General features: G+C 52.8%; 18 protein-coding genes. 7 read left to right on the forward strand and 11 right to left on the reverse strand.

Annotation, left to right across the window (positions count from 1 at the left end; all coding sequences use genetic code 11):
• Positions 1-34 precede the first annotated feature (34 nt).
• A complete protein-coding gene (locus AC8GE9_RS15290) occupies positions 35-1,444 on the forward strand; it encodes a DHA2 family efflux MFS transporter permease subunit (RefSeq protein ID WP_506678029.1) in 1,410 nt (469 codons plus the stop codon).
• Here AC8GE9_RS15290 and AC8GE9_RS15295 read toward each other — a convergent pair.
• From AC8GE9_RS15295 to AC8GE9_RS15315, 5 genes are read right to left on the reverse strand one after another with little or no spacing between them, the layout of a single operon-like run.
• Complete coding sequence (locus AC8GE9_RS15295; protein ID WP_506678030.1) at positions 1,441-2,454, reverse strand: Bug family tripartite tricarboxylate transporter substrate binding protein; 1,014 nt, start codon at positions 2,452-2,454, stop codon at positions 1,441-1,443. The genes AC8GE9_RS15290 and AC8GE9_RS15295 overlap by 4 nt on opposite strands.
• Positions 2,455-2,462: 8 nt before the next feature.
• Complete coding sequence (locus AC8GE9_RS15300; RefSeq protein ID WP_506678031.1) at positions 2,463-3,203, reverse strand: amino acid ABC transporter ATP-binding protein; 741 nt, start codon at positions 3,201-3,203, stop codon at positions 2,463-2,465.
• Positions 3,204-3,250: 47 nt separating this feature from the next.
• A complete protein-coding gene (locus AC8GE9_RS15305) occupies positions 3,251-4,348 on the reverse strand; it encodes an amino acid ABC transporter permease (RefSeq protein ID WP_506678032.1) in 1,098 nt (365 codons plus the stop codon).
• Between the two features lies 1 nt (position 4,349).
• Positions 4,350-5,540: an amino acid ABC transporter permease gene (locus AC8GE9_RS15310; RefSeq protein ID WP_506678033.1), complete on the reverse strand. Its 1,191-nt coding sequence runs from the start codon at positions 5,538-5,540 to the stop codon at positions 4,350-4,352.
• A gap of 46 nt (positions 5,541-5,586) precedes the next feature.
• Positions 5,587-6,603 (reverse strand): amino acid ABC transporter substrate-binding protein, encoded by a 1,017-nt coding sequence (locus tag AC8GE9_RS15315; protein WP_506678034.1) that lies wholly within the window; start codon positions 6,601-6,603, stop codon positions 5,587-5,589.
• Between the two features lie 198 nt (positions 6,604-6,801).
• Here AC8GE9_RS15315 and AC8GE9_RS15320 point away from each other — a divergent pair, with 198 nt between their 5' ends.
• From AC8GE9_RS15320 to mutY, 3 genes are read left to right on the forward strand one after another with little or no spacing between them, the layout of a single operon-like run.
• Complete coding sequence (locus AC8GE9_RS15320; protein ID WP_506678035.1) at positions 6,802-7,539, forward strand: cell division ATP-binding protein FtsE; 738 nt, start codon at positions 6,802-6,804, stop codon at positions 7,537-7,539.
• Positions 7,536-8,444: a cell division protein FtsX gene (locus AC8GE9_RS15325; RefSeq protein ID WP_506678036.1), complete on the forward strand. Its 909-nt coding sequence runs from the start codon at positions 7,536-7,538 to the stop codon at positions 8,442-8,444. The genes AC8GE9_RS15320 and AC8GE9_RS15325 overlap by 4 nt, the downstream gene beginning before the upstream one ends.
• 17 nt (positions 8,445-8,461) lie before the next feature.
• On the forward strand, positions 8,462-9,547 hold the full coding sequence (gene mutY / locus AC8GE9_RS15330) for an A/G-specific adenine glycosylase (protein WP_506678037.1): 1,086 nt from the start codon (positions 8,462-8,464) through the stop codon (positions 9,545-9,547).
• Positions 9,548-9,566: 19 nt separating this feature from the next.
• Here the strand turns inward: mutY and rodA are convergent, their stop codons facing one another.
• Genes rodA through AC8GE9_RS15355 form a run of 5 tightly spaced genes read right to left on the reverse strand, consistent with a single transcriptional unit; the run spans position 9,567 to position 15,152 of the window.
• Positions 9,567-10,706 (reverse strand): rod shape-determining protein RodA, encoded by a 1,140-nt coding sequence (rodA, locus tag AC8GE9_RS15335; RefSeq protein WP_506678038.1) that lies wholly within the window; start codon positions 10,704-10,706, stop codon positions 9,567-9,569.
• Positions 10,703-12,571, reverse strand: a complete 1,869-nt coding sequence (gene mrdA, locus AC8GE9_RS15340; protein ID WP_506678039.1) for a penicillin-binding protein 2 — start codon at positions 12,569-12,571, stop codon at positions 10,703-10,705. The genes rodA and mrdA overlap by 4 nt, the downstream gene beginning before the upstream one ends.
• Before the next feature lie 12 nt (positions 12,572-12,583).
• Positions 12,584-13,135: a rod shape-determining protein MreD gene (gene mreD, locus AC8GE9_RS15345; RefSeq protein WP_506678040.1), complete on the reverse strand. Its 552-nt coding sequence runs from the start codon at positions 13,133-13,135 to the stop codon at positions 12,584-12,586.
• Between the two features lie 10 nt (positions 13,136-13,145).
• Positions 13,146-14,063 (reverse strand): rod shape-determining protein MreC, encoded by a 918-nt coding sequence (mreC, locus tag AC8GE9_RS15350; RefSeq protein ID WP_506678041.1) that lies wholly within the window; start codon positions 14,061-14,063, stop codon positions 13,146-13,148.
• 45 nt (positions 14,064-14,108) lie between these two features.
• Positions 14,109-15,152, reverse strand: coding sequence for a rod shape-determining protein (locus AC8GE9_RS15355; RefSeq protein WP_506678042.1), 1,044 nt, complete (start codon positions 15,150-15,152; stop codon positions 14,109-14,111).
• A 149-nt stretch (positions 15,153-15,301) separates the two neighbouring features.
• On the opposite strand from AC8GE9_RS15355, the gene gatC reads away from it, so the two are divergent.
• From gatC to gatB, 3 genes are read left to right on the forward strand one after another with little or no spacing between them, the layout of a single operon-like run.
• The gene (gatC, locus tag AC8GE9_RS15360; RefSeq protein WP_506678043.1) at positions 15,302-15,610 is read left to right on the forward strand and encodes an Asp-tRNA(Asn)/Glu-tRNA(Gln) amidotransferase subunit GatC; all 309 of its coding nucleotides are present in this window, start codon (positions 15,302-15,304) and stop codon (positions 15,608-15,610) included.
• A gap of 1 nt (position 15,611) precedes the next feature.
• The gene (gene gatA, locus AC8GE9_RS15365) at positions 15,612-17,144 is read left to right on the forward strand and encodes an Asp-tRNA(Asn)/Glu-tRNA(Gln) amidotransferase subunit GatA (protein WP_506678044.1); all 1,533 of its coding nucleotides are present in this window, start codon (positions 15,612-15,614) and stop codon (positions 17,142-17,144) included.
• Positions 17,144-18,601 (forward strand): Asp-tRNA(Asn)/Glu-tRNA(Gln) amidotransferase subunit GatB, encoded by a 1,458-nt coding sequence (gene gatB, locus AC8GE9_RS15370; RefSeq protein ID WP_506678045.1) that lies wholly within the window; start codon positions 17,144-17,146, stop codon positions 18,599-18,601. Before gatA ends, gatB begins: the two co-directional genes overlap by 1 nt.
• Here the strand turns inward: gatB and pyrE are convergent.
• Positions 18,598-19,269, reverse strand: coding sequence for an orotate phosphoribosyltransferase (pyrE, locus tag AC8GE9_RS15375; RefSeq protein WP_506678046.1), 672 nt, complete (start codon positions 19,267-19,269; stop codon positions 18,598-18,600). The two genes, gatB and pyrE, sit on opposite strands and share 4 nt — an antisense overlap.
• Between the last annotated feature and the right edge of the window lie 11 nt (positions 19,270-19,280).

Below are 19,280 nucleotides of genomic sequence, written 5' to 3' on the forward strand. Positions count from 1 at the left end.
TTAGACTGCTTGCTAGTGTACTGTAGAGCCGCCAATGTCTAGCCATCCCCATGAAGCACCCACCCCCGCCCAGCGCATCTTGCCCTTTATTGTTGGTTGCGCGCTCCTGATGCAGATGCTGGACTCAACGGTCGTGATCACGGCACTGCCTTCCATGGCACGTGATCTGGACTCTGATCCGATCAGTATGAATATCACGATTACGTCTTACCTGATTGCGGTTGCGATGTTCGTACCCGTCAGTGGTTGGGCCGCAGACCGCTTCGGCGCGCGTAGGGTGTTTATTGCTGCCATTGCCCTCTTTACCCTCAGTTCGCTGACCTGCGCGCTCTCAAACTCTCTGACGCAGCTTGTGATGTCGCGTGTCGTTCAGGGCCTGGGTGGCGCGATGATGGTTCCGGTCGGCCGAATCATATTGCTTAGAACCATTCCTAAGCATAATTTACTAAAGGCGATGGCCTTTTTATCGATGCCGGCCTTGATTGGACCTATGGCTGGCCCACCCCTGGGAGGACTATTGGTCACCTATGCCTCTTGGCAATGGATTTTTCTAATCAATATACCGATTGGCTTACTTGGGATTTGGCTCATCATTCATTATGTGAAAGAGCTGCCGGCCGATGCCGAGCCGCCCCGACTCGATGTGATTGGATTTTTACTCAGCGCCATTTGCATGGCGACCCTCGTCAGCGGTTTTGAGTCACTCGGCCATGGCGGCCCCTCTGGGTGGATCTCCTTGGCCATCATCGGGACAGGACTGATCACAGGTGCTTTATATGTTTTGCACGCACGCCGACATCCCAACCCAATTCTTGACTTGAAATTGCTGCGTATCCCGACGTTTCGGGCAGCGGTTCTCGCTGGAAATTTGTGTCGTTTTGCGGTCGGTGCCACCCCTTACCTACTCGCGCTGCTACTACAGATCGGCTTTGGTATGAGCGCGCTCGCGGCTGGGCTCATTACCTTTGTGGGCGCGATCGGTTCGCTCCTCATGAAAATGGCGGCTCCACGCATTCTCAACCGTTGGGGTTATCGGCATGTGCTGACCATCAATGCGATCTTGACCGGGGTGAGCCTAGCCGCCTGCGCGAGTTTCACTCCAGAAATGCCAGGCATCATCATGCTAGGCATCTTATTGGTAGGCGGGTTTTTCCGCTCCTTGCAGTTCACTGCCGTCAATACGCTCGCCTATGCCGACATTGCGCATGCGGGAATGAGCCGAGCCAGCAGCTTTGCCGCCATGGCACAGCAATTAGGAATTAGCTTGGGTGTCGGTGTTGCCGCCGAAGCACTGAATCTAAGCATGGTCTGGCGAGGCAGTGATACCTTGATCGCCGCTGACGTGATGGTCGGTTTTATTGTGATCGGCACAATGTGTGCACTTGCTAGCCTTGCCTTTTGGCGTCTTGCACCCAACGCAGGCGAGTCACTGCGACAACATTAATCAACCTTGGCACCCGAGAGCTTGACCAGCTCCTGATACTTTTTGCCCTCTTGAACCACCATCTCGGCAAACTGTGCGGGCGTCAAACTTGACGCATTCGAACCCATCTGTTTGAGTCGTGCCTGTACCGCGGGATCTACCAAGGCTGCAGCGTAGGCTTGATGCAGCTTAGCTACCACAGCAGGAGGTGTACCCCCAGTCGTAAAGACACCAAACCACGTCCCAATATCAAAAGGCTTGATTCCTGTCTCTTGCACCGTCGGCACCTCGGGCAATATGTCTGAGCGTTTCTCGGTCGTCACCGCCAAGGCAAGGACTTTACCTTCCTTAATCAGACCCACCGCAGAGGCAAGATTATCAAACATGTAATCTGATTGTCCGGCAAGCAAAGCAAGCTTTGCCGGAGCCGCACCCTGATAAGGAATATGGACGGCCTTGAGCTTTGTCCTAGCCGAGAGCAACTCGCCTGCGAGGTGACCCGCACTGCCCGAGCCACCGGAACCATAATTCAGCTTACCCGGATTAGCCAGAGCATACTTGACTAAATCCTGCATCGTACGGATGCCATTTTTGTCAGCGAACTCTTTATTCACGATCAGCACATTGGGTACTGAAGCCACAAGCGCGACAGGCGTGAAATCACGAACAGCATCGTATGGGATCTTGCTATAAAGGGAGGGATTGATGGCGTGGGTCGCGACCGCACCCATGACCAGCGAGTATCCATCGGGCTGCGCCTTGGCGATCAGATCGGCACCAATATTGCCACCCGCGCCGGGGCGATTTTCAACGATGACCGCCTGTCCAAGGGTGGGTTTAACCTGTTCGGCCAACACCCGCGCAATCGTATCAAGCGGACCACCAGGTGGATAAGGCACGACAAAACGAATAGGCTTGGTAGGCCAATCGCTAGCAACTTGCGCTTGAGCCATCGGACCAAACGACACACTACTCAAACCAAGCGCTAACAAAAAGATTCTGCGAAGTTTGCCGTGTAAGGTTTTCATCATTGTTCCAATTAGTGGAGAATTTGACTCAAAAAGAGCTTGGTACGCTCATTTTGAGGATGATCAAAAAAGGCTTCAGGCTTGTTTTCCTCGATGATCTCGCCCTGATCCATAAAGATCACGCGATCGGCGACTTTACGGGCAAAACCCATTTCGTGCGTCACGCATATCATGGTCATACCTGACTCTTCGGCGAGTCCAATCATCACATCCAGAACTTCTTTGACCATCTCAGGATCAAGCGCCGAGGTCGGCTCGTCAAACAACATGATTTTTGGATCCATGCAGAGCGAACGGGCAATGGCGACGCGCTGCTGCTGACCGCCGGACAACTGCCCAGGAAACTTGAGCGCTTGCTCGCTAATCCGGACACGCTCCAAGTATTTCATGGCACGAGCTTCGGCTTCGGCCTTGGGCGTTTTCAGAACCCAAATCGGACCGATCGTAAGATTTTCCAATACGGTCAAGTGCGGAAACAGGTTGAAGTGCTGAAACACCATCCCCACTTCGCGACGAATGGCTTCTACATCTCTCAAATCATTCGTGATTTCAGTGCCGTCGACGATGATCTGACCTTTTTGATGCTCTTCAAGACGATTGATACAACGAATCAACGTCGACTTTCCGGAACCGGAAGGGCCGCACACAACAATGCGCTCACCTTGAGCGACTTCCAGATTGATATTGCGTAACACATGGAACTTACCGAACCACTTGTTGACATCTTTCATGCGGATGATGGCATCAGCCATACATGTTCTCCAGAAATCGGGCGCGCTCAGAGATTGGCGCGCAGCTCCTAACGCTCATGACCGGTTGCCAGTCGCTTTTCGAGAGACTGACTGTATTTGGACATCGAGTAACAAAAAACGAAATAAATGGCAGAAATAAAGACGTAAACCTCAACACTAAAGCCACTCCAGGCTGAATCTGTGAGAGCAGCCTTCGCAGCCTGCGTCAAATCAAAGATGCCGATGATGACCACCAGCGAAGTGTCTTTGAACAGAGCAATGAACAAACCCACCAGAGGCGGAATAACAATCTTGAGCGCTTGGGGCAAAACGATGAGCCTCATCTGTTGCCAATAGCTCAAGCCCAGGGAATCGGCTCCTTCGAACTGACCTTTGGGGATCGCTTGCAATCCTCCACGAATTGTTTCGGCCATATAGGCCGCCGCAAAGATAATGATGGCAATCTGCGCGCGCAGCAACTTATCGATGCTCATTCCCTCGGGCAGAAACAAAGGCAACATCACAGCTGACATGAATAACATACTGATCAGCGGCACACCACGGATGAGCTCGATATACACAATACAAATCGTCTTGATAGCAGGCATGTTGGAACGACGCCCCAAGGCCAAGACAATGCCCAAAGGGAAAGCCAGCGCGATACCAAACGTAGACAAAATGAGCGTCAGTGGCAGACCGCCCCACTGCGTATTTTCTACATAGGTCAGCCCGAACATTCCTCCCCACATCAATATCGCCACAGCAGTCAGAGATACCGTCCAAACGACGAGCAACCAGATATTCCAGAGCTTTCTCCAGCCGCTCAGTATGATCGAACTGACCAGGATGCCGGTCACGATCATCGGTCGCCATTGCTCGTCGTAAGGGAAGAGACCAAACAAAATCAGGCGATGTTTTTCAACAATCATCGCCCAACATGCGCCCGTCGACTTGCGACACTCATCGCCTGTCGAGGCAGTGGTATTCGCACTGATCAAAAACCAATCCACCATCGCGGGCACTGTAGCGAGCAATAGCCAGACGGAAAGAATAGTCAGCAAACTATTAATAGGTGATGAAAAAAGCTGCGACCGCATCCATGCGAATACACCCACACTAATTGAGGGCGCTTTTTCAGTTGAAACTAAGTGGGTAGGCGTGCTCATCTCAACGCTCCACCAATGCAATGCGTTTGTTGTACCAGTTCATGAATACCGAGATTGACAAGCTCACCGTCAGATAAGCCGCCATGATCATCATGATGCCCTCAATCGCCTGTCCAGTTTGATTGAGGGTCGTATTGATCACAGACACAATATCGGGATAGCCAATCGCAACCGCAAGCGAACTGTTCTTTGTGATGTTCAGATACTGACTCGTCATCGGGGGAATAATGACCCGCAAGGCCTGAGGCAGAACAATCAAACGCAAAATCTGTCCGCGCTTGAGACCAAGCGCCTCAGCGGCTTCCCATTGTCCACGATTGACCGATTGGATACCCGAGCGCACCACTTCGGCAATAAAGGCTGCAGTGTAAATAACCAAACCAATCAGCAAGGCTGCGAACTCGGGAGAGAGTGTCATCCCGCCAACAAAGTTGAAGCCTTTGAGCTCAGGGACATCGAGGGCCAAGGTGGTGCCACTTAAAAACCACATCACTGCTGGGACCACGAATAACAATACAAGCGACCATCTTACGGTGGGGAAAATTTGGCCCGTTTTTTCCTGATTTTTACGCGCCCACTTTGTCATGACGATCATCAGGATGATGGCAACCAGAACGCCCACCAACAGCCACAGCAGACCATCGCCATGAACCGAAGGCATCTGCATGCCCCGATTCGACACAAACACTCCAGGCAATGGATGCATCGCCTGGCGAGGACCCGGAAGCGTTTCCGAGATAATTGCGTACCAGAAAAACAATTGGAGCAACAAGGGAACATTACGCATGACTTCGACGTAAATGCTTGAAATATTGCGGATCAGCCAGTTACTCGATAGTCTGGCGATACCGATTAGTGTTCCCAAGAGCGTGGCAAGCACAATGCCAATCAAGGCGACGCGCAAGGTGTTGAGCAAGCCGACCGTGATCGCCCGACCATAGGTGCTCGCGGGACTATAGGCGATCGGCGTTTCACCAATCGCAAAACCTGCTTCTCTATTGAGAAAATCAAAACCTGTCGAAATGTTACGCGCTGACAGGTTGGTCAGGGTATTGTGAACTAAAAACCATATGACACCGCCTACGGCGAGCAATGCAAGGACTTGGTAAACAATCGAGCGCGTGCCTGGATCATTCCAAGACAAACGTCTTCGAGCAGGAGGTGCTACGTTTGATTCTTTAAGCTTCGTCATAACTTAGGGCGACCGCAAAGCGGTCGCCCCTATGTATCAAGAGAGATTAGCGGATGGGCCAGGCGTACATCAGGCCGCCCTTGGTCCACTGTGCATTCAGGCCACGTTCAAGTCGCAGCGGTGTGCTTGGGCCGACGTTTCGAGCAAAACTCTCACCGTAGTTACCGACTTGTTTGATGATTTCGTAAGCCCACTTATCGGATACACCCAGGTTTTTCCCCATTCCAGGCGTCACGCCCAAAATGCGTTGAACGTTAGGATTGGTGCTCTTGAGCATTTCGTCGACGTTCTTTTGTGTGATGCCATACTCTTCGGCTTCGAGCATGGCATACAGTGTCCAACGGACCACGTTCAACCACTGCTCGTCACCTTGGCGCACCAGCGGGCCCAAAGGTTCTTTGGAGAAATCCTCAGGCAAGATCACGTTTGCGGCAGGATTCTTCAACGTTGTGCGGGAAGAGGCCAAACCTGACTTGTCTGTCGTATAGGCATCGCATCGTCCAGAGTCATACGCACGAACAACTTCGTCAACCTTTTCGATCACGACAGGCTTGAAGGTCAGTTTGTTGGCACGGAACCAATCGGCCAAGTTCAATTCAGTGGTTGTACCAGGCTGAACACATACTGTGGCACCGTTGAGTTCTTTGGCGCTCTTGATGTTTAAATCTTTACGAACCATGATGCCTTGGCTATCGTAAAAATTCACGCCGGCACCGATCAGACCCAACGAAGTATCGCGGGTCATCGTTTGTGTTGTGTTACGTGTCAACACATCGATTTCACCGGACTGCAAGGCGGTAAATCGTTGCTGTGCAGTCAGGGGGGTGAGCTTGACTTTGGACGCATCACCGAACATCACGGTTGCAATTGCACGGCAAAGGTCGATATCCAAACCTGACCAAACGCCTTTGCTGTCAGGTGCTGAAAAGCCAGCCAGACCTGTATTGGTACCGCATTGAACAAAGCCTTTCTTTTTGACATTATCAAAAGTAGGACCTGCCTGTGCGACGGTGGTGGCCGCAAGCATCGCTGCGCCGACTACTGCTAATTTTAAAAATTTCATCACTCGTTCTCCGAAATACCAAGGGGCACGGCAGCCTATCGGGCTCACCGCAGGTCTAATTGTGCAAGGCACCATGTTAGCCGCACACGCACTAGCAATGTATGGGGGAAATCCCTCGCCGTCAATAATTCTTGTCTCATATGCTTATTAAAATAGGCTAGAGGAGGGTTATCATAAGGGAATAACCTAAGTGATGTCATGATCGAATTTCAGCATGTATTCAAATCTTACGGCCAAGGACGCAACATCCTCGCCGATATTTCTTTCCGTGTCGCCGCCGGAGAGTTTGTGTATGTCGCAGGTCCCTCCGGTGCTGGCAAGTCCACGTTACTTAAACTCATTGGGGGCCTCGAAGCCCCAAGTCGGGGATCGATCCAAGTCAACGGGCACCGACTCGAACAACTTTCTGCCCGTGCCCGACCCTACCTGAGACGATCGGTGGGCGTCATTTTGCAAGATACCCACCTTCTTTTCGATCGCAGTGCCATTGATAACGTTTTGCTCCCGTTGACCGTCACAGGACTGGCCTCTGATGTTGCCCGAGCTCGCGCCAGAGCGGCATTAGACAAAGTGGGCTTGAGCACCAAGGAAAATACTCCTCCCATCGAACTCTCTGGGGGTGAGCAGCAACGACTCGCCATTGCTCGCGCAATCGTCAATCGTCCAGCCATCCTCATCGCTGACGAACCCACGGCCAGCCTTGATCGCGAGACAGCACGCCGAATCATGTCTGTCTTCAAAGACTTCAATCGCGTCGGAGTCACGACAGTCATTGCTTCGCATGATGATGCGCTGATGGCAGAATACGCGACACGGGCCTTCAAAATTGAGCCCGGAAAATTTGCCGACTCCGCCTCTCGACGACCTGCCACTGCGACGACTCAATCGCCCGAGTCCGGCTATCACGAACCACACCTTGGGGGCGCTGCGCGATGAAAAGCCTCCTCAGACTTCATCGCTATGCTTTAGTGGTCACGCTCAGAAGACTTTGGGCGCAACCCATCTCTTCGCTCACTAATCTGTTAGTCATCGCACTGGCGTTGACACTACCCCTGCTAGGCGCCTCGCTCCTCATTTCGATCGAGCCTGTCGCTCGCCAAGTTTCACTCACCCCAGAGCTCACGCTTTTTCTAAAAACCGATGCGGCTCATGGGGTCGCGGATAAGCTCGCAACCCGTATCCGTGAGGAACACGCAGGACAGATCGTCAAGGTTCGAGTCATTCCAAAACAACGTGCTCTCGAGGAACTACGGGCAAACCCAGCTTGGGAACAAGCCCTTAAGGTACTCCCCGTCAATCCCTTGCCCGATGCCATCGTAGTCGAACTCGCCCCGGGTGACGACCTAGCCAAACGTGCCGATCAAATGGCCGCGAGTTGGCGAACATGGCAAGGCATTGATCTTGTGCAACTTGATAGCGCCTGGGTACAGCGTCTCGAAGCTCTCCTGCGCTTTGGTCGGATTGGTCTATTGTTACTTGCCCTCAGCGTGATGTTGGTTGTGCTTGCCACGGTCTTTAATACCGTGCGTATGCAAGCCCTATCGCAGCGCGAGGAGATCGGCGTGGCCCGCCTCGTAGGCGCAACGGAGTCCTTTGTTCGGCGTCCTTTTTTATATCTGGGCGCACTCACCTGTTCGCTCGCGACGCTGATTAGTTTCGGCGTCGCGCGCTTAACGCTCGCGCCGCTCAATGATGCACTCGCGGCACTTGCCCGTACTTACGATACTGAATTTGCGTTGTCGTTGCCTGCCCCTCCTGTCCTCGCCGTCAGTGTTCTAATTGTTGCCGCCTTAGGCGCCCTCTCGGCGAGATGGTCCGTGCAACGCAACACCCGCTTCTGACAAGTCACTGCGCCGCGATGAAACTTTCCGATCGGATTATCGGGTGGCAACGTGTCCACGGACGTCATGATCTGCCTTGGCAAAACACGCAAGATCCCTATCGTGTTTGGCTCTCGGAGATCATGCTGCAACAGACGCAAGTCAGTGCGGTCCTTGAGTACTACCAACGTTTTTTACGTCATTTTCCAAACGTCGCTGCACTTGCAAACGCTTCGTCAGAAGCCGTGATGGCCCAATGGGCGGGTCTTGGCTATTACGCTCGCGCCCGTAATCTTCATGCCTGCGCACAGCGCATCATGTCGCAATGGCATGGTGTCTTTCCGGGAAATGCAGAGGGACTCGCAACACTGCCAGGGATTGGCCCATCAACGGCAGCCGCAATCGCAGCATTTTGCTATGGTGAACGTGCGGCCATAATGGATGGCAATGTAAAAAGAGTCTTTGCTAGGTATTTTGCGATCGAGGGCGATCCGACACAACGGGCCACAGAGCTTGTGCTATGGCAACGGGCACGCGAGGTGCTTCCCTCTGCGAAAACGTGCTCCGACGACCCTCAGGCGATGCCTCGCTACACGCAGGGCCAAATGGATCTCGGAGCGACGGTCTGCACGCGCAGCCGACCTCGTTGTACGGACTGTCCTCTCGCAAAGAGCTGCCAAGCGCGTTTGACAGGCCGAACCGAAGAACTCCCTTGGCCACGCAAACGCAAAGTCTTGCCTGAGCGAAGTACGGGGATGTTGGTCGCTTGTCATGCCGAGCATGTGTTGCTCGAACAAAGACCCACCCAAGGCATATGGGGAGGATTGTGGAGTCTGCCTGAGTGCGAATCGCATCACAATGCACAACAAGCTTGCGAACGCTTAGGTCTTGCGCCTAAACAACTCCAAACACTGACGCCTTTTCTGCATGTCTTTACGCATTACCGACTCACTATTACGCCGATTCTTGTGCATGTTTCCGACTTGACACCACAACCAGAGCAGCCTCCCTCTGGCGAGATCATACGTCGTTGGGTCAACTATAAAAATCTACGTACACTTGGGCTACCCGCCCCGGTTCGTAAACTCCTTGAAGGCTTGCAGGCCGATCATCTTTTACGCTGAGATGAAATCGAGTGCAGCCTTAGGACTCAGCATGTGGTGAATAGTGACGAATACTCATGAGTATTCCGCATGCTATTCCAATCGTCACGAGCGCAGTTCCACCATAGCTTAGCAGTGGCAGCGGCACCCCAACGACTGGCAGCACACCAGTGACCATTCCGATATTGACAAAAACATAAACGAACAAAACCATCGAGAGCGCCCCCGCCAATAATCGACTTGCATGCGTTGGTGCACCGATTGCAATCGTCAGGCCTCGGAAGATCAACAATAAATACAAAACAAGCAACGTCACACCACCATACAAACCAAACTCTTCGGCGAACACAGCGAAAATAAAGTCCGTCGTGCGCTCAGGAATAAAATCTAGATGCGTTTGAGTGCCACTCATATAGCCCTTGCCATACACACCTCCAGATCCAACGGCGATCGCCGACTGGATGGTATGAAAGCCCTTGCCCAACGGATCATTGGTTGGATCTAACAAAGTACACACACGATTTTTCTGATAGCTGTGCAACACCACCCAATCTGTTTCTTCCTTGCACAAATCATCCTGATATACGAGGATGCCGCCAATCCCGACAAGAATCGCAATCACAATCGGAGCGAGCAGTTTAAATGATAGTCCAGCGAAATAAATGACGCAAAATCCAGCACCAAAAACCAACAATGCCGTGCCAAGATCGGGCTGTTTAACAATCAACACAAAGGGGACTAATAACAAGGCCCCTGCCGCGAAAAAATCATAAAACCGCAAAGAGCTTTCGCGCTTGTGAAAGTACCAAGCTAGCATCAAAGGCACTGCGATTTTAAGCATTTCAGAGGGTTGTATACGGATAAAGCCAAGATTCAACCAGCGAGTTGCTCCTTTGCTCGTTGAGCCAAAAAACTCGACCCCAAAAAGCAACACTACACCCACGATATAAAAAGGGACGGCGAGTTTCAAAATATATTGGAATGGCACCATTGCCACCACCCACATGACACCCAGTCCGATCAAAAGATTGCGCAAATGATCCGCATAACGCCAATCCGTGCCGCCCACGGCTGAATGCATGACCAAAAGACCCGTCGCCCCCAACAGCAACAACACAATCATGAGCGGCCAATCAAAAGCCGTGACGACGCGCAAGAGGAGTTTAAAAAAGACTTTCATCGCGCTAGGATTCCAGCCTTGGGTTGTCGCAACAACCACTCGTCGAAGACCTTGCGTGCAATCGGTGCAGCAACACTCCCCCCCCAGCCTGCGTTTTCAACCAAGACCGCGATCGCGATTTTGGGATCTTTGACAGGTGCAAACGCCATAAACAAAGCATGGTCACGCAATCGTTCATCAATCTCACTACTTTGATATTTGCCACCTTTCAAACTATAAACTTGGGCAGTCCCCGTCTTCCCTGCTGTTTGATATGGCGCGCCCGCAAAAGCTTGGCGTGCGGTGCCCGATACCGTCACATCGGCAAGCGCACGTTTGACCGTCTGAAGATGTTCAGTTTTGAGTGGAATCCGATGCGAGGCTTCGGCCACCGTCAGACGCTCCTCACCCGATGTTGGATTTTTGATCGCACGCACCAGGTGCGGCCGCATATAAGTGCCATCATTTGCCAGCACCGCAGTCGCCTGAGCCAGCTGCATCAAAGTGAAAGAGTTGTAACCCTGACCCACAGCCACAGAAATTGTTTCACCTGCATACCAGCGTTGCTGTTCACGCTTTTTATAAGCCAAACGTTTCCACTCTGTCGAGGGTAAAACACCTTTGCGCTCACCTTCGATGTCAATGCCCGTGATCTGACCAAACCCAAAGGGCTTCATAAAATCATGCAAGGCATTGACACCAAGTTCAGGAGCCAAAGAATAAAAATAAGTATCGGAAGACACCACCAGAGCCTGATGCATGTCGATTGAGCCGAAATAAGTCGAACCCGAGTTGCGAAAACGCTGACCACCAAACTCAAAAAAACCTGGATCGTTAATACGATCAGAAGCGCGACGCTTGTTCAGCTCAAGTGCCGCCAACGCTACAAAAGGTTTATAGGTCGACCCGATGGGGTATGTTCCGTAAACCGGCCGATTAATCAAGGGATGATCCGGAGATTCATTAAGCCGTCGCCAGCTTTCAACATCAATGCCATCGATAAACAGGTTTGGATCGTAAGAAGGCTGGGAAACAAAAGCCAAGACATCTCCCGTCGACGGTTCGATCGCAACCAACGCTCCCCGCTGATCCTTGAAAGCAGCCTCAGCGATGCGCTGCAGATTCATATCGAGCGACAAGACAAGGTTTGAACCTGGAATAGGGTCTACCTTACGGAGCCGACGCACAGGTTTGCCACGGGCAGTGACCTCGACTTCCTCGAAGCCTGTTTTGCCATGCAAAACCGTCTCATACGTTTTTTCAATTCCCTTTTTTCCAATAATATCGGTGCCACGATAATTACCGATCTCCCCTTTCTCCTCGAGCGACGTCACATCTGCCTCTGAGATTCGACCGACATAGCCCACCACATGTCCCGCCGCTTTGCCTTGCGGGTATTCGCGAACCCAGCGTGCGCGAAGGTCCACGCCTGGAAAACGCAAGGAATGGGCTGAAAACCACGCGGCTTCGGTCTGGTTGAGGTTATTGCGCAAAACAATACTGGCATAACGACCCGACTCATTGACACGACGCTTGAAACGTCGCTGGTCCGCGCTACTGACATAGACAACGGGAGTCAAACGATTCAACATCTCATCGACATTGCCGGCACGGCCTGGCACGACTTCGAGTGTATAACTCAAGTAGTTGCGGGCAAGTACTTCGCCGTTGCGATCAAAAATATCGCCGCGTCGAGGAGGAATGGGCAACACAGCAATGCGATTATTTTCCGCACGCGCGGCGAGACTTTCATGTCGCTCAACCTGTAGCACCCAAAAGCGCCAACCAAGCAAACCAAAACATATCACCGCAAAAATACCCGCCACACCAGCTCTGAGCAGGAAGCGTTTTTTTTGCTGTTGATCTATTTGTTTGAAGTCAAACATTGTTTATCAGGCTCAAGTAGAGCCACCTTCAGCATCATCCAAACGATGCTGAGGCAACAAAAGCAACCAACTCACCAACGGCCAGCATGCCGCGGTCAAAAGAGCGCTTAATAACCAAGACCATCCGGGCCATGCACTCACCAAAAATGCGCCTATCAAAACTATCACAAGCTTCGCGCCCACAAAAACAGGCAATAAATGAATACTTTGTTGGAACAAGTCAAAGCGCAACACGCGACGCTGCATGGCTTGTGCCCCATAAACGGTCAAGACGAACATCAGCGCCTGCAATCCCAGTGGCCCCACATCATGCGCGTCGAGCGTCAAGCCAAATAAAAACGCCACCACCATTCCGACACGACGAGAGTCGTGCAAGGACCAAAAAGTAATCACCAGCAGAAGTAACTCTGGCGCAGAATGCCAGACGCGCCAAGGCAGCAAGGACAACACCCATACCAGCAGCATGGTGGCCCACACATACCCAGCACCAGAAGTTGTCTCGACAGACTCAGGACCAACGGCGTGAGCCATCGGCATGGGTGGTCTTTTTGAACGTGGTTTCATGACCTCGTAATTACTTGGTTTTGTCTGTCGCACCCACACGCCCCGTCGAAGAAATGGTAGCGGCTGAAGGCAAGGACGTTAAGCCATCCCCAACGGGGACTTGTAAAACCAGAAAATGTCTGTGGCGTTCCGGATGAGAGGCGGGCTGAGCTTCCGCACGAGCAAAACCTGAGGCAGGATTACGTTCAACATGGTCGATCCGTCCCACCGCCAGTCCTGCGGGAAAGACGCCCCCCACACCACTCGTTACCAATTGATCACCCTCTCGAATATCCGCATCAGAAGAAAAGTAACGCACCTCGACCTTTCCGGGAGAGTTTGACCCAAAAGCGATAAGCCGTAGACCGTTGCGAAGCACCTGAACTGGGATCGACACAATCTCATCGGTCAACATCGCTGCTTCAGAGGACATTGGTGTGACACGGGTGATTTGACCGACCACACCACTTTCATCGATGACCGGCATGCCCTGAGCGATACCCGCTCGGCTACCTTTGTTAAACACAATACGTCTTGTGAAGGCGTTGACTGGTTCATAAAGCACCTCGACGACGACGGTCGGGCGGTCGACAGCAGTCTCCAAAACACCTAACAGTCGACGCAGTTGCGTGTTCTCGGCTGAAAGGAGCGCCGCATTCGTTGAGACCTGAGCCAAAGTGATGCGTTGCCGCTGCAAGGCTTCATTTTCAGACTTGATCAGTGCTGCCGCGTTGGCCCACTCATTGGCCATCGTGAGCATGTCACGTGGAAAAAGTACGACGCGTTGAAAGGGATACAGTGCTGTGGCGATTACCTGGCGAACAGGATTTGTTTTGCTCCATGTCGCATCCGTAAACAACAAGACGATCGCGAGCAATACCAGTAAGGTCAGGGTGACTTCGGCGGCGGTTCCGCGCCGAAAAAGACGTAGGGTGACGTGTCGTTGCATCAGAGCTCAGTACAAAGTCACCCGCACCCCAAAAGGCCAGGCTGACTAGTCGTTAATGAATATTGCGCCTAATTTCTCAAGGTGCTCGAGCGCATCGCCGCAGCCGCGGACAACGCAGGTCAAAGGATCATCTGCAACGATCACGGGCAAGCCCGTTTCTTCTTGAAGCAAACGATCAAGGTCTCGTAACAAGGCGCCTCCACCCGTCAACGCAATGCCCTTGTCCGTGATGTCTGAACCCAGCTCAGGCGGAGTGTTTTCGAGCGCGATTTTGACAGCGGACACGATTTGATTAAGAGGATCGGTCAGTGATTCCAAAATCTCGTTGGACGAGACTGTGAAGCTGCGAGGCACGCCCTCGGCCAAATTGCGGCCTTTGACTTCGATCTCACGGACTTCAGAGCCCGGAAAAGCTGAACCAATCTCTTTTTTAATGAGCTCTGCTGTGGGTTCACCAATCAACATCCCATAATTGCGACGGATGTAATTGACGATTGCCTCGTCGAATTTATCGCCGCCAACCCGGACAGAACCTTTGTAGACCATGCCACCTAAGGAGATCACGGCAACCTCAGTCGTGCCACCGCCAATATCGACCACCATTGAGCCACTCGGATCCGATACATTTAGACCGGCACCAATCGCAGCCGCCATGGGCTCTTCGATCAAATACACGCGACTGGCACCCGCGCCCAACGCCGACTCACGGATCGCACGACGCTCAACCTGCGTTGAACCGCAGGGCACGCAAACAATAATCCTAGGGCTAGGCGCGAACATATTACGTGGATGCACCATGCGGATGAATTGCTTGAGCATTTGCTCAGTCACCGTAAAGTCGGCAATCACGCCGTCTTTCATCGGGCGAATCGCCTCGATATTGCCAGGAACACGTCCGAGCATTTGCTTGGCTTCGCGACCAACGGCTTGGATGATTTTTTTACCTCCGGGACCGCCATCGTGGCGAATCGCAACAACTGAGGGCTCGTCTAGAACGATTCCTTTGCCGCGGACGTAAATGAGGGTGTTGGCGGTACCGAGATCGATCGCCATATCACTGGAAAAATAACTACGCAGGAATCCAAACATGAGAGCCCAGCCATAGGAAAAATTGACGCACGCAACCTGCGGCGATTAGCCCTCTATCATAACTTATAATTCCCTCACAACGGCAAAACTTACTCTCGTCAAGCTCGGAAAGTCACGGGCTAACACTTTCAATGGATTAAACCTGCCTTATGGCCCTCTCAGACCAAGAAGTCACACGTATCGCCCGCCTGGCAAGGCTCCATCTCACTCCTGAGCAACTGACTCAGGCTCAGACAGACCTCAATAAAATACTTGGCATTATTGAAACACTCCAGTCGGTCGATACCCAAGGTGTAGAGCCTTTGGCGCATCCCCTGGCATCCGTTTCAGACGTTCATCTCCGACTGAGAGACGATATTGTGACCGAGCTGTCCTCGACAGAGCGTCGCGGTGCTTTGATGGCAAACGCCCCAGGCGCCTCCAAAGGTCTGTTCCTGGTTCCTAAGGTCATTGAATAACATGTCAAACGTACTCCAGCGCTATCCAAACATCGCCGCACTCCATCAGGCACTCTCAAACCGTCAACTCAGCGCCACTGAACTTGCGCAAGACTGCCTAAGACAAATTGAGCTGCATGCCAGCTTGAACGCTTTCGTCCACATCGACGCTGACCTCACGCTTGCTCAGGCGCGTGAAGCTGACAACCTATTGGCTAATGGTCGCGGCACTTTATTGACGGGTCTACCTATCGCCCATAAGGACGTCTTTGTGACCCAAGGCTGGCGCAGTACTGCTGGCAGCAATATGCTCAAGCAATATACGAGCCCTTTCGATGCCACCGTTGTGCACAATTTACGCGCCGCAGGCTGCGTCACCCTTGGCAAACTCAATTGTGACGAATTCGCGATGGGCTCCGGCAATAAGCACTCCGCCTTTGGTCCTACGCACAATCCTTGGGATAACTCTGCTGTGCCAGGGGGCTCCTCCGGCGCCTCAGCGGCAGCCGTGGCAGCCAAACTCGTCATTGCCGCCACAGGTACAGATACCGGCGGCTCGGTACGCCAGCCGGCGGCACTCTGCGGCGTCAGCGGCATCAAACCCACCTACGGCACCGTCTCGCGTTACGGCATGATCGCCTATGGCTCAAGCCTCGATCAAGCCGGCCCCTTAGCCAGTAGCGCGCTTGATCTCGTTGACCTGCTTGATGTCATGAGCGGCTTTGACAATAAAGACTCCACGAGCGCAGAACACTGCAAAGGCGTCCCCAACGCACCCGGGCGCATCCGTGCTGAGTACAACAATGCCGACAAAAACTTTTGCAATCATGCGACTCAGCCGCTCAAGGGCTTACGCATAGGCGTACCAAAGGAGTTCTTTGGAGAAGGCCTGTCAAACGATGTCGCTCAAGCCATCGAAGCCGCTCTGCAGCAATTTGAAAAGCTCGGTGCTCAACGTGTCGACATTTCCTTGCCACGCACCGAGCTGTCCATTCCCGCGTATTACGTGATCGCGCCTGCAGAGGCCTCCAGCAACCTTTCCCGTTACGACGGGGTGCGCTATGGGCATCGCAGCGAGTCTTACTCTGACCTCGAAGACATGACTGCTCGCTCGCGCGCGGAAGGCTTTGGCTCAGAGGTTAAACGCCGCATTCTGATTGGTACGTATGTCCTGTCGCATGGTTACTATGATGCTTACTACTTGCAGGCGCAACGTTTGCGCCGCATGATTGTGGATGATTTTCAAGCAGCATTGACGCAACATTGTGATGTCATTATGGGCCCTGTTACGCCAACGGTCGCGCAACCCATCGAGCAAAATCAAAATGACCCGACCGCAGATTGGCTAGCAGATATTTACACCTTGGGTCTCAATCTCGCAGGTTTGCCTGGCATGTCGATTCCCTGCGGTTTTGGTCCAGGCGCCTCCGGCAAGCCCCTGCCAATCGGTTTACAAATTATTGGTAACTATTTCGACGAAGGGCGACTGTTGGCCGTTGCCCATCAGTTTCAGCAAGTCACGGACTGGCATCAACGCGTTGCGGGGCAAGAATAATGGCATGGGAAATCGTGATCGGACTGGAAACGCACACCCAGCTCTCGACTCAAACCAAAATTTTTTCAGGCAGCTCTACGCGTTACGGCGCTTTGCCCAATACACAGGCCAACGAAGTCGACTTGGCGCTTCCTGGCTCTCTGCCGGTCATGAATCGCGCAGCCGTCGAGCGAGCGATTCGTCTGGGTTTAGCTGTGGGCGCAACCATTGCACCCCGGTCCATTTTTGCCCGCAAAAACTACTTTTATCCCGACTCACCAAAAAACTACCAAATCAGTCAATTTGAGATCCCGGTTGTACAAGGCGGCTCAATTAGTTTTTTTGTAGGCGATCAAGAAAAAACAGTCAACCTGACCCGTGCGCATCTCGAAGAAGACGCCGGTAAATCCATGCATGATGACTTTGTTGGTCCGCATGGCGAGTCCTCCTCAGGAATTGACCTAAACCGCGCGGGCACGCCGTTGCTTGAGATCGTGTCGGAGCCAGAAATGCGCTCTGCCGCCGAAGCCGTCGCCTATGCCAAAGCCCTACACAGCCTGGTGATGTGGTTAGGTATTTGCGACGGCAACATGCAAGAAGGCTCATTCCGCATTGATGCAAACGTATCTGTGCGCCCTGTCGGCCAACAAGAGTTTGGCACACGCTGTGAAATTAAAAACGTGAACTCCTTCAAGTTTCTTGAACGCGCCATTCATTACGAAGTTCGGCGCCAAATAGAACTGATTGAGGATGGTGGTCGCGTCATTCAAGAAACACGTCTCTATGACTCAGACCGTGACGAAACACGCAGCATGCGCAGCAAAGAGGACGCGCATGACTATCGCTATTTTCCCGACCCTGATCTCCCACCGCTTGTCATTGCCCAAGACTGGATTGAATCCGTGCGTCAGACGATGCCAGAGCTTCCAACCGCCTTGCGTGCACGGTTTATCTCAGAGTTTGGCCTGACATCCGTGGATGCCGCTCAGCTTTCGATCAGCCGTGATCTCGCGGTGTATTTTGAAAGCGTCAATGCGATTCTGCCTGCCGGTCAAGCCAAACTCGCCGTCAACTGGATCATGGGTGAGGTCTCTGCGACGCTCAACAGAGAAGAAAAAGACATCACCGAATCACCGGTTTCGGCCGCTTCGCTTGCAGCACTTCTGGCCCGCATCATCGACGGCACCATCTCCAACAAAATTGCCCGCGATGTGTTTGCTGCAATGTGGGCAGGCGAGCTTGGCGGTGATTCCGATGCGATTATTCAGGCGAAAGGCCTCACGCAAATTAGTGATTCGGGCGCCATTTCTGACATGGTAGATGCAGTGCTCACTGATCACCCCGCGATTGTGGCGGAGTACCGCGCCGGCAAACAAAAAGCCTTTAATTCACTGGTCGGTCAGATTATGAAGGCCGCTAAAGGCAAAGCAAACCCCCAGCAGGTCAATGACCTCCTGAAGGCAAAGCTAGATAGTTAAATGCCGTACCGCGCGCGATACGCCAACACCGCCTCGCGGTGTTCGGCGAACTCGGCATTATCCTCAAGCAGCGCCAGGACATCCTCGAGAGAAGCAATGCTGACAACAGGCAAACCATAGCGCTGCTGCACCTCCTGCACCGCTGAGTGAGGCGAAAGCCCACCATCTGGCCCCGCCCGCTCCATCCGGTCCATCGCGATCAGCACGGCACAAGGCTCTGCACCCGCCGCGCGAATGATATCAACCGACTCTCGTACCGAGGTGCCTGCTGTAATCACATCATCAATGATGACGACTTTGCCCTTGAGTGGAGCGCCCACCAGCACACCGCCCTCACCGTGATCTTTGGCTTCTTTGCGGTTGTAGGCGAACGGCACATCGCGCCCTTCAAGCCCAGCGTGCGATGAAAGGGCAACCGAAGTGGCTGTTGCAAGGGCAATACCCTTGTAAGCAGGCCCAAACAGCATATCAAACGGCAACTTGGCGTCCACCAGTGCCTGCGCATAAAATTGCGCAAGTTTGCCGACAGTAGCCCCAGTATTGAAAAGCCCAGCGTTAAAAAAATAGGGGCTCGTGCGGCCTGACTTTGTCACAAAACTACCAAAGCGCAGTACGCCTTCTTTTAAGGCAAACTGTACAAACTCTCGACGATCAGCACCTAGTGACATAGTATTCCTTT

The sequence above is a fragment of the Zwartia lucis genome, assembly GCF_965234455.1.
GTDB lineage: Bacteria > Pseudomonadota > Gammaproteobacteria > Burkholderiales > Burkholderiaceae_B > Zwartia > Zwartia lucis.

Coding starts and splice junctions, on each gene's coding strand:
- AC8GE9_RS15290 (WP_506678029.1), top strand. CDS start 35: ATGTCTAGCCATCCCCATGAAGCACCCACCCCCGCCCAGCGCATCTTG.
- AC8GE9_RS15295 (WP_506678030.1), bottom strand. CDS start 2,454: ATGATGAAAACCTTACACGGCAAACTTCGCAGAATCTTTTTGTTAGCG.
- AC8GE9_RS15300 (WP_506678031.1), bottom strand. CDS start 3,203: ATGGCTGATGCCATCATCCGCATGAAAGATGTCAACAAGTGGTTCGGT.
- AC8GE9_RS15305 (WP_506678032.1), bottom strand. CDS start 4,348: ATGAGCACGCCTACCCACTTAGTTTCAACTGAAAAAGCGCCCTCAATT.
- AC8GE9_RS15310 (WP_506678033.1), bottom strand. CDS start 5,540: ATGACGAAGCTTAAAGAATCAAACGTAGCACCTCCTGCTCGAAGACGT.
- AC8GE9_RS15315 (WP_506678034.1), bottom strand. CDS start 6,603: ATGAAATTTTTAAAATTAGCAGTAGTCGGCGCAGCGATGCTTGCGGCC.
- AC8GE9_RS15320 (WP_506678035.1), top strand. CDS start 6,802: ATGATCGAATTTCAGCATGTATTCAAATCTTACGGCCAAGGACGCAAC.
- AC8GE9_RS15325 (WP_506678036.1), top strand. CDS start 7,536: ATGAAAAGCCTCCTCAGACTTCATCGCTATGCTTTAGTGGTCACGCTC.
- mutY (WP_506678037.1), top strand. CDS start 8,462: ATGAAACTTTCCGATCGGATTATCGGGTGGCAACGTGTCCACGGACGT.
- rodA (WP_506678038.1), bottom strand. CDS start 10,706: ATGAAAGTCTTTTTTAAACTCCTCTTGCGCGTCGTCACGGCTTTTGAT.
- mrdA (WP_506678039.1), bottom strand. CDS start 12,571: ATGTTTGACTTCAAACAAATAGATCAACAGCAAAAAAAACGCTTCCTG.
- mreD (WP_506678040.1), bottom strand. CDS start 13,135: ATGAAACCACGTTCAAAAAGACCACCCATGCCGATGGCTCACGCCGTT.
- mreC (WP_506678041.1), bottom strand. CDS start 14,063: ATGCAACGACACGTCACCCTACGTCTTTTTCGGCGCGGAACCGCCGCC.
- AC8GE9_RS15355 (WP_506678042.1), bottom strand. CDS start 15,152: ATGTTTGGATTCCTGCGTAGTTATTTTTCCAGTGATATGGCGATCGAT.
- gatC (WP_506678043.1), top strand. CDS start 15,302: ATGGCCCTCTCAGACCAAGAAGTCACACGTATCGCCCGCCTGGCAAGG.
- gatA (WP_506678044.1), top strand. CDS start 15,612: ATGTCAAACGTACTCCAGCGCTATCCAAACATCGCCGCACTCCATCAG.
- gatB (WP_506678045.1), top strand. CDS start 17,144: ATGGCATGGGAAATCGTGATCGGACTGGAAACGCACACCCAGCTCTCG.
- pyrE (WP_506678046.1), bottom strand. CDS start 19,269: ATGTCACTAGGTGCTGATCGTCGAGAGTTTGTACAGTTTGCCTTAAAA.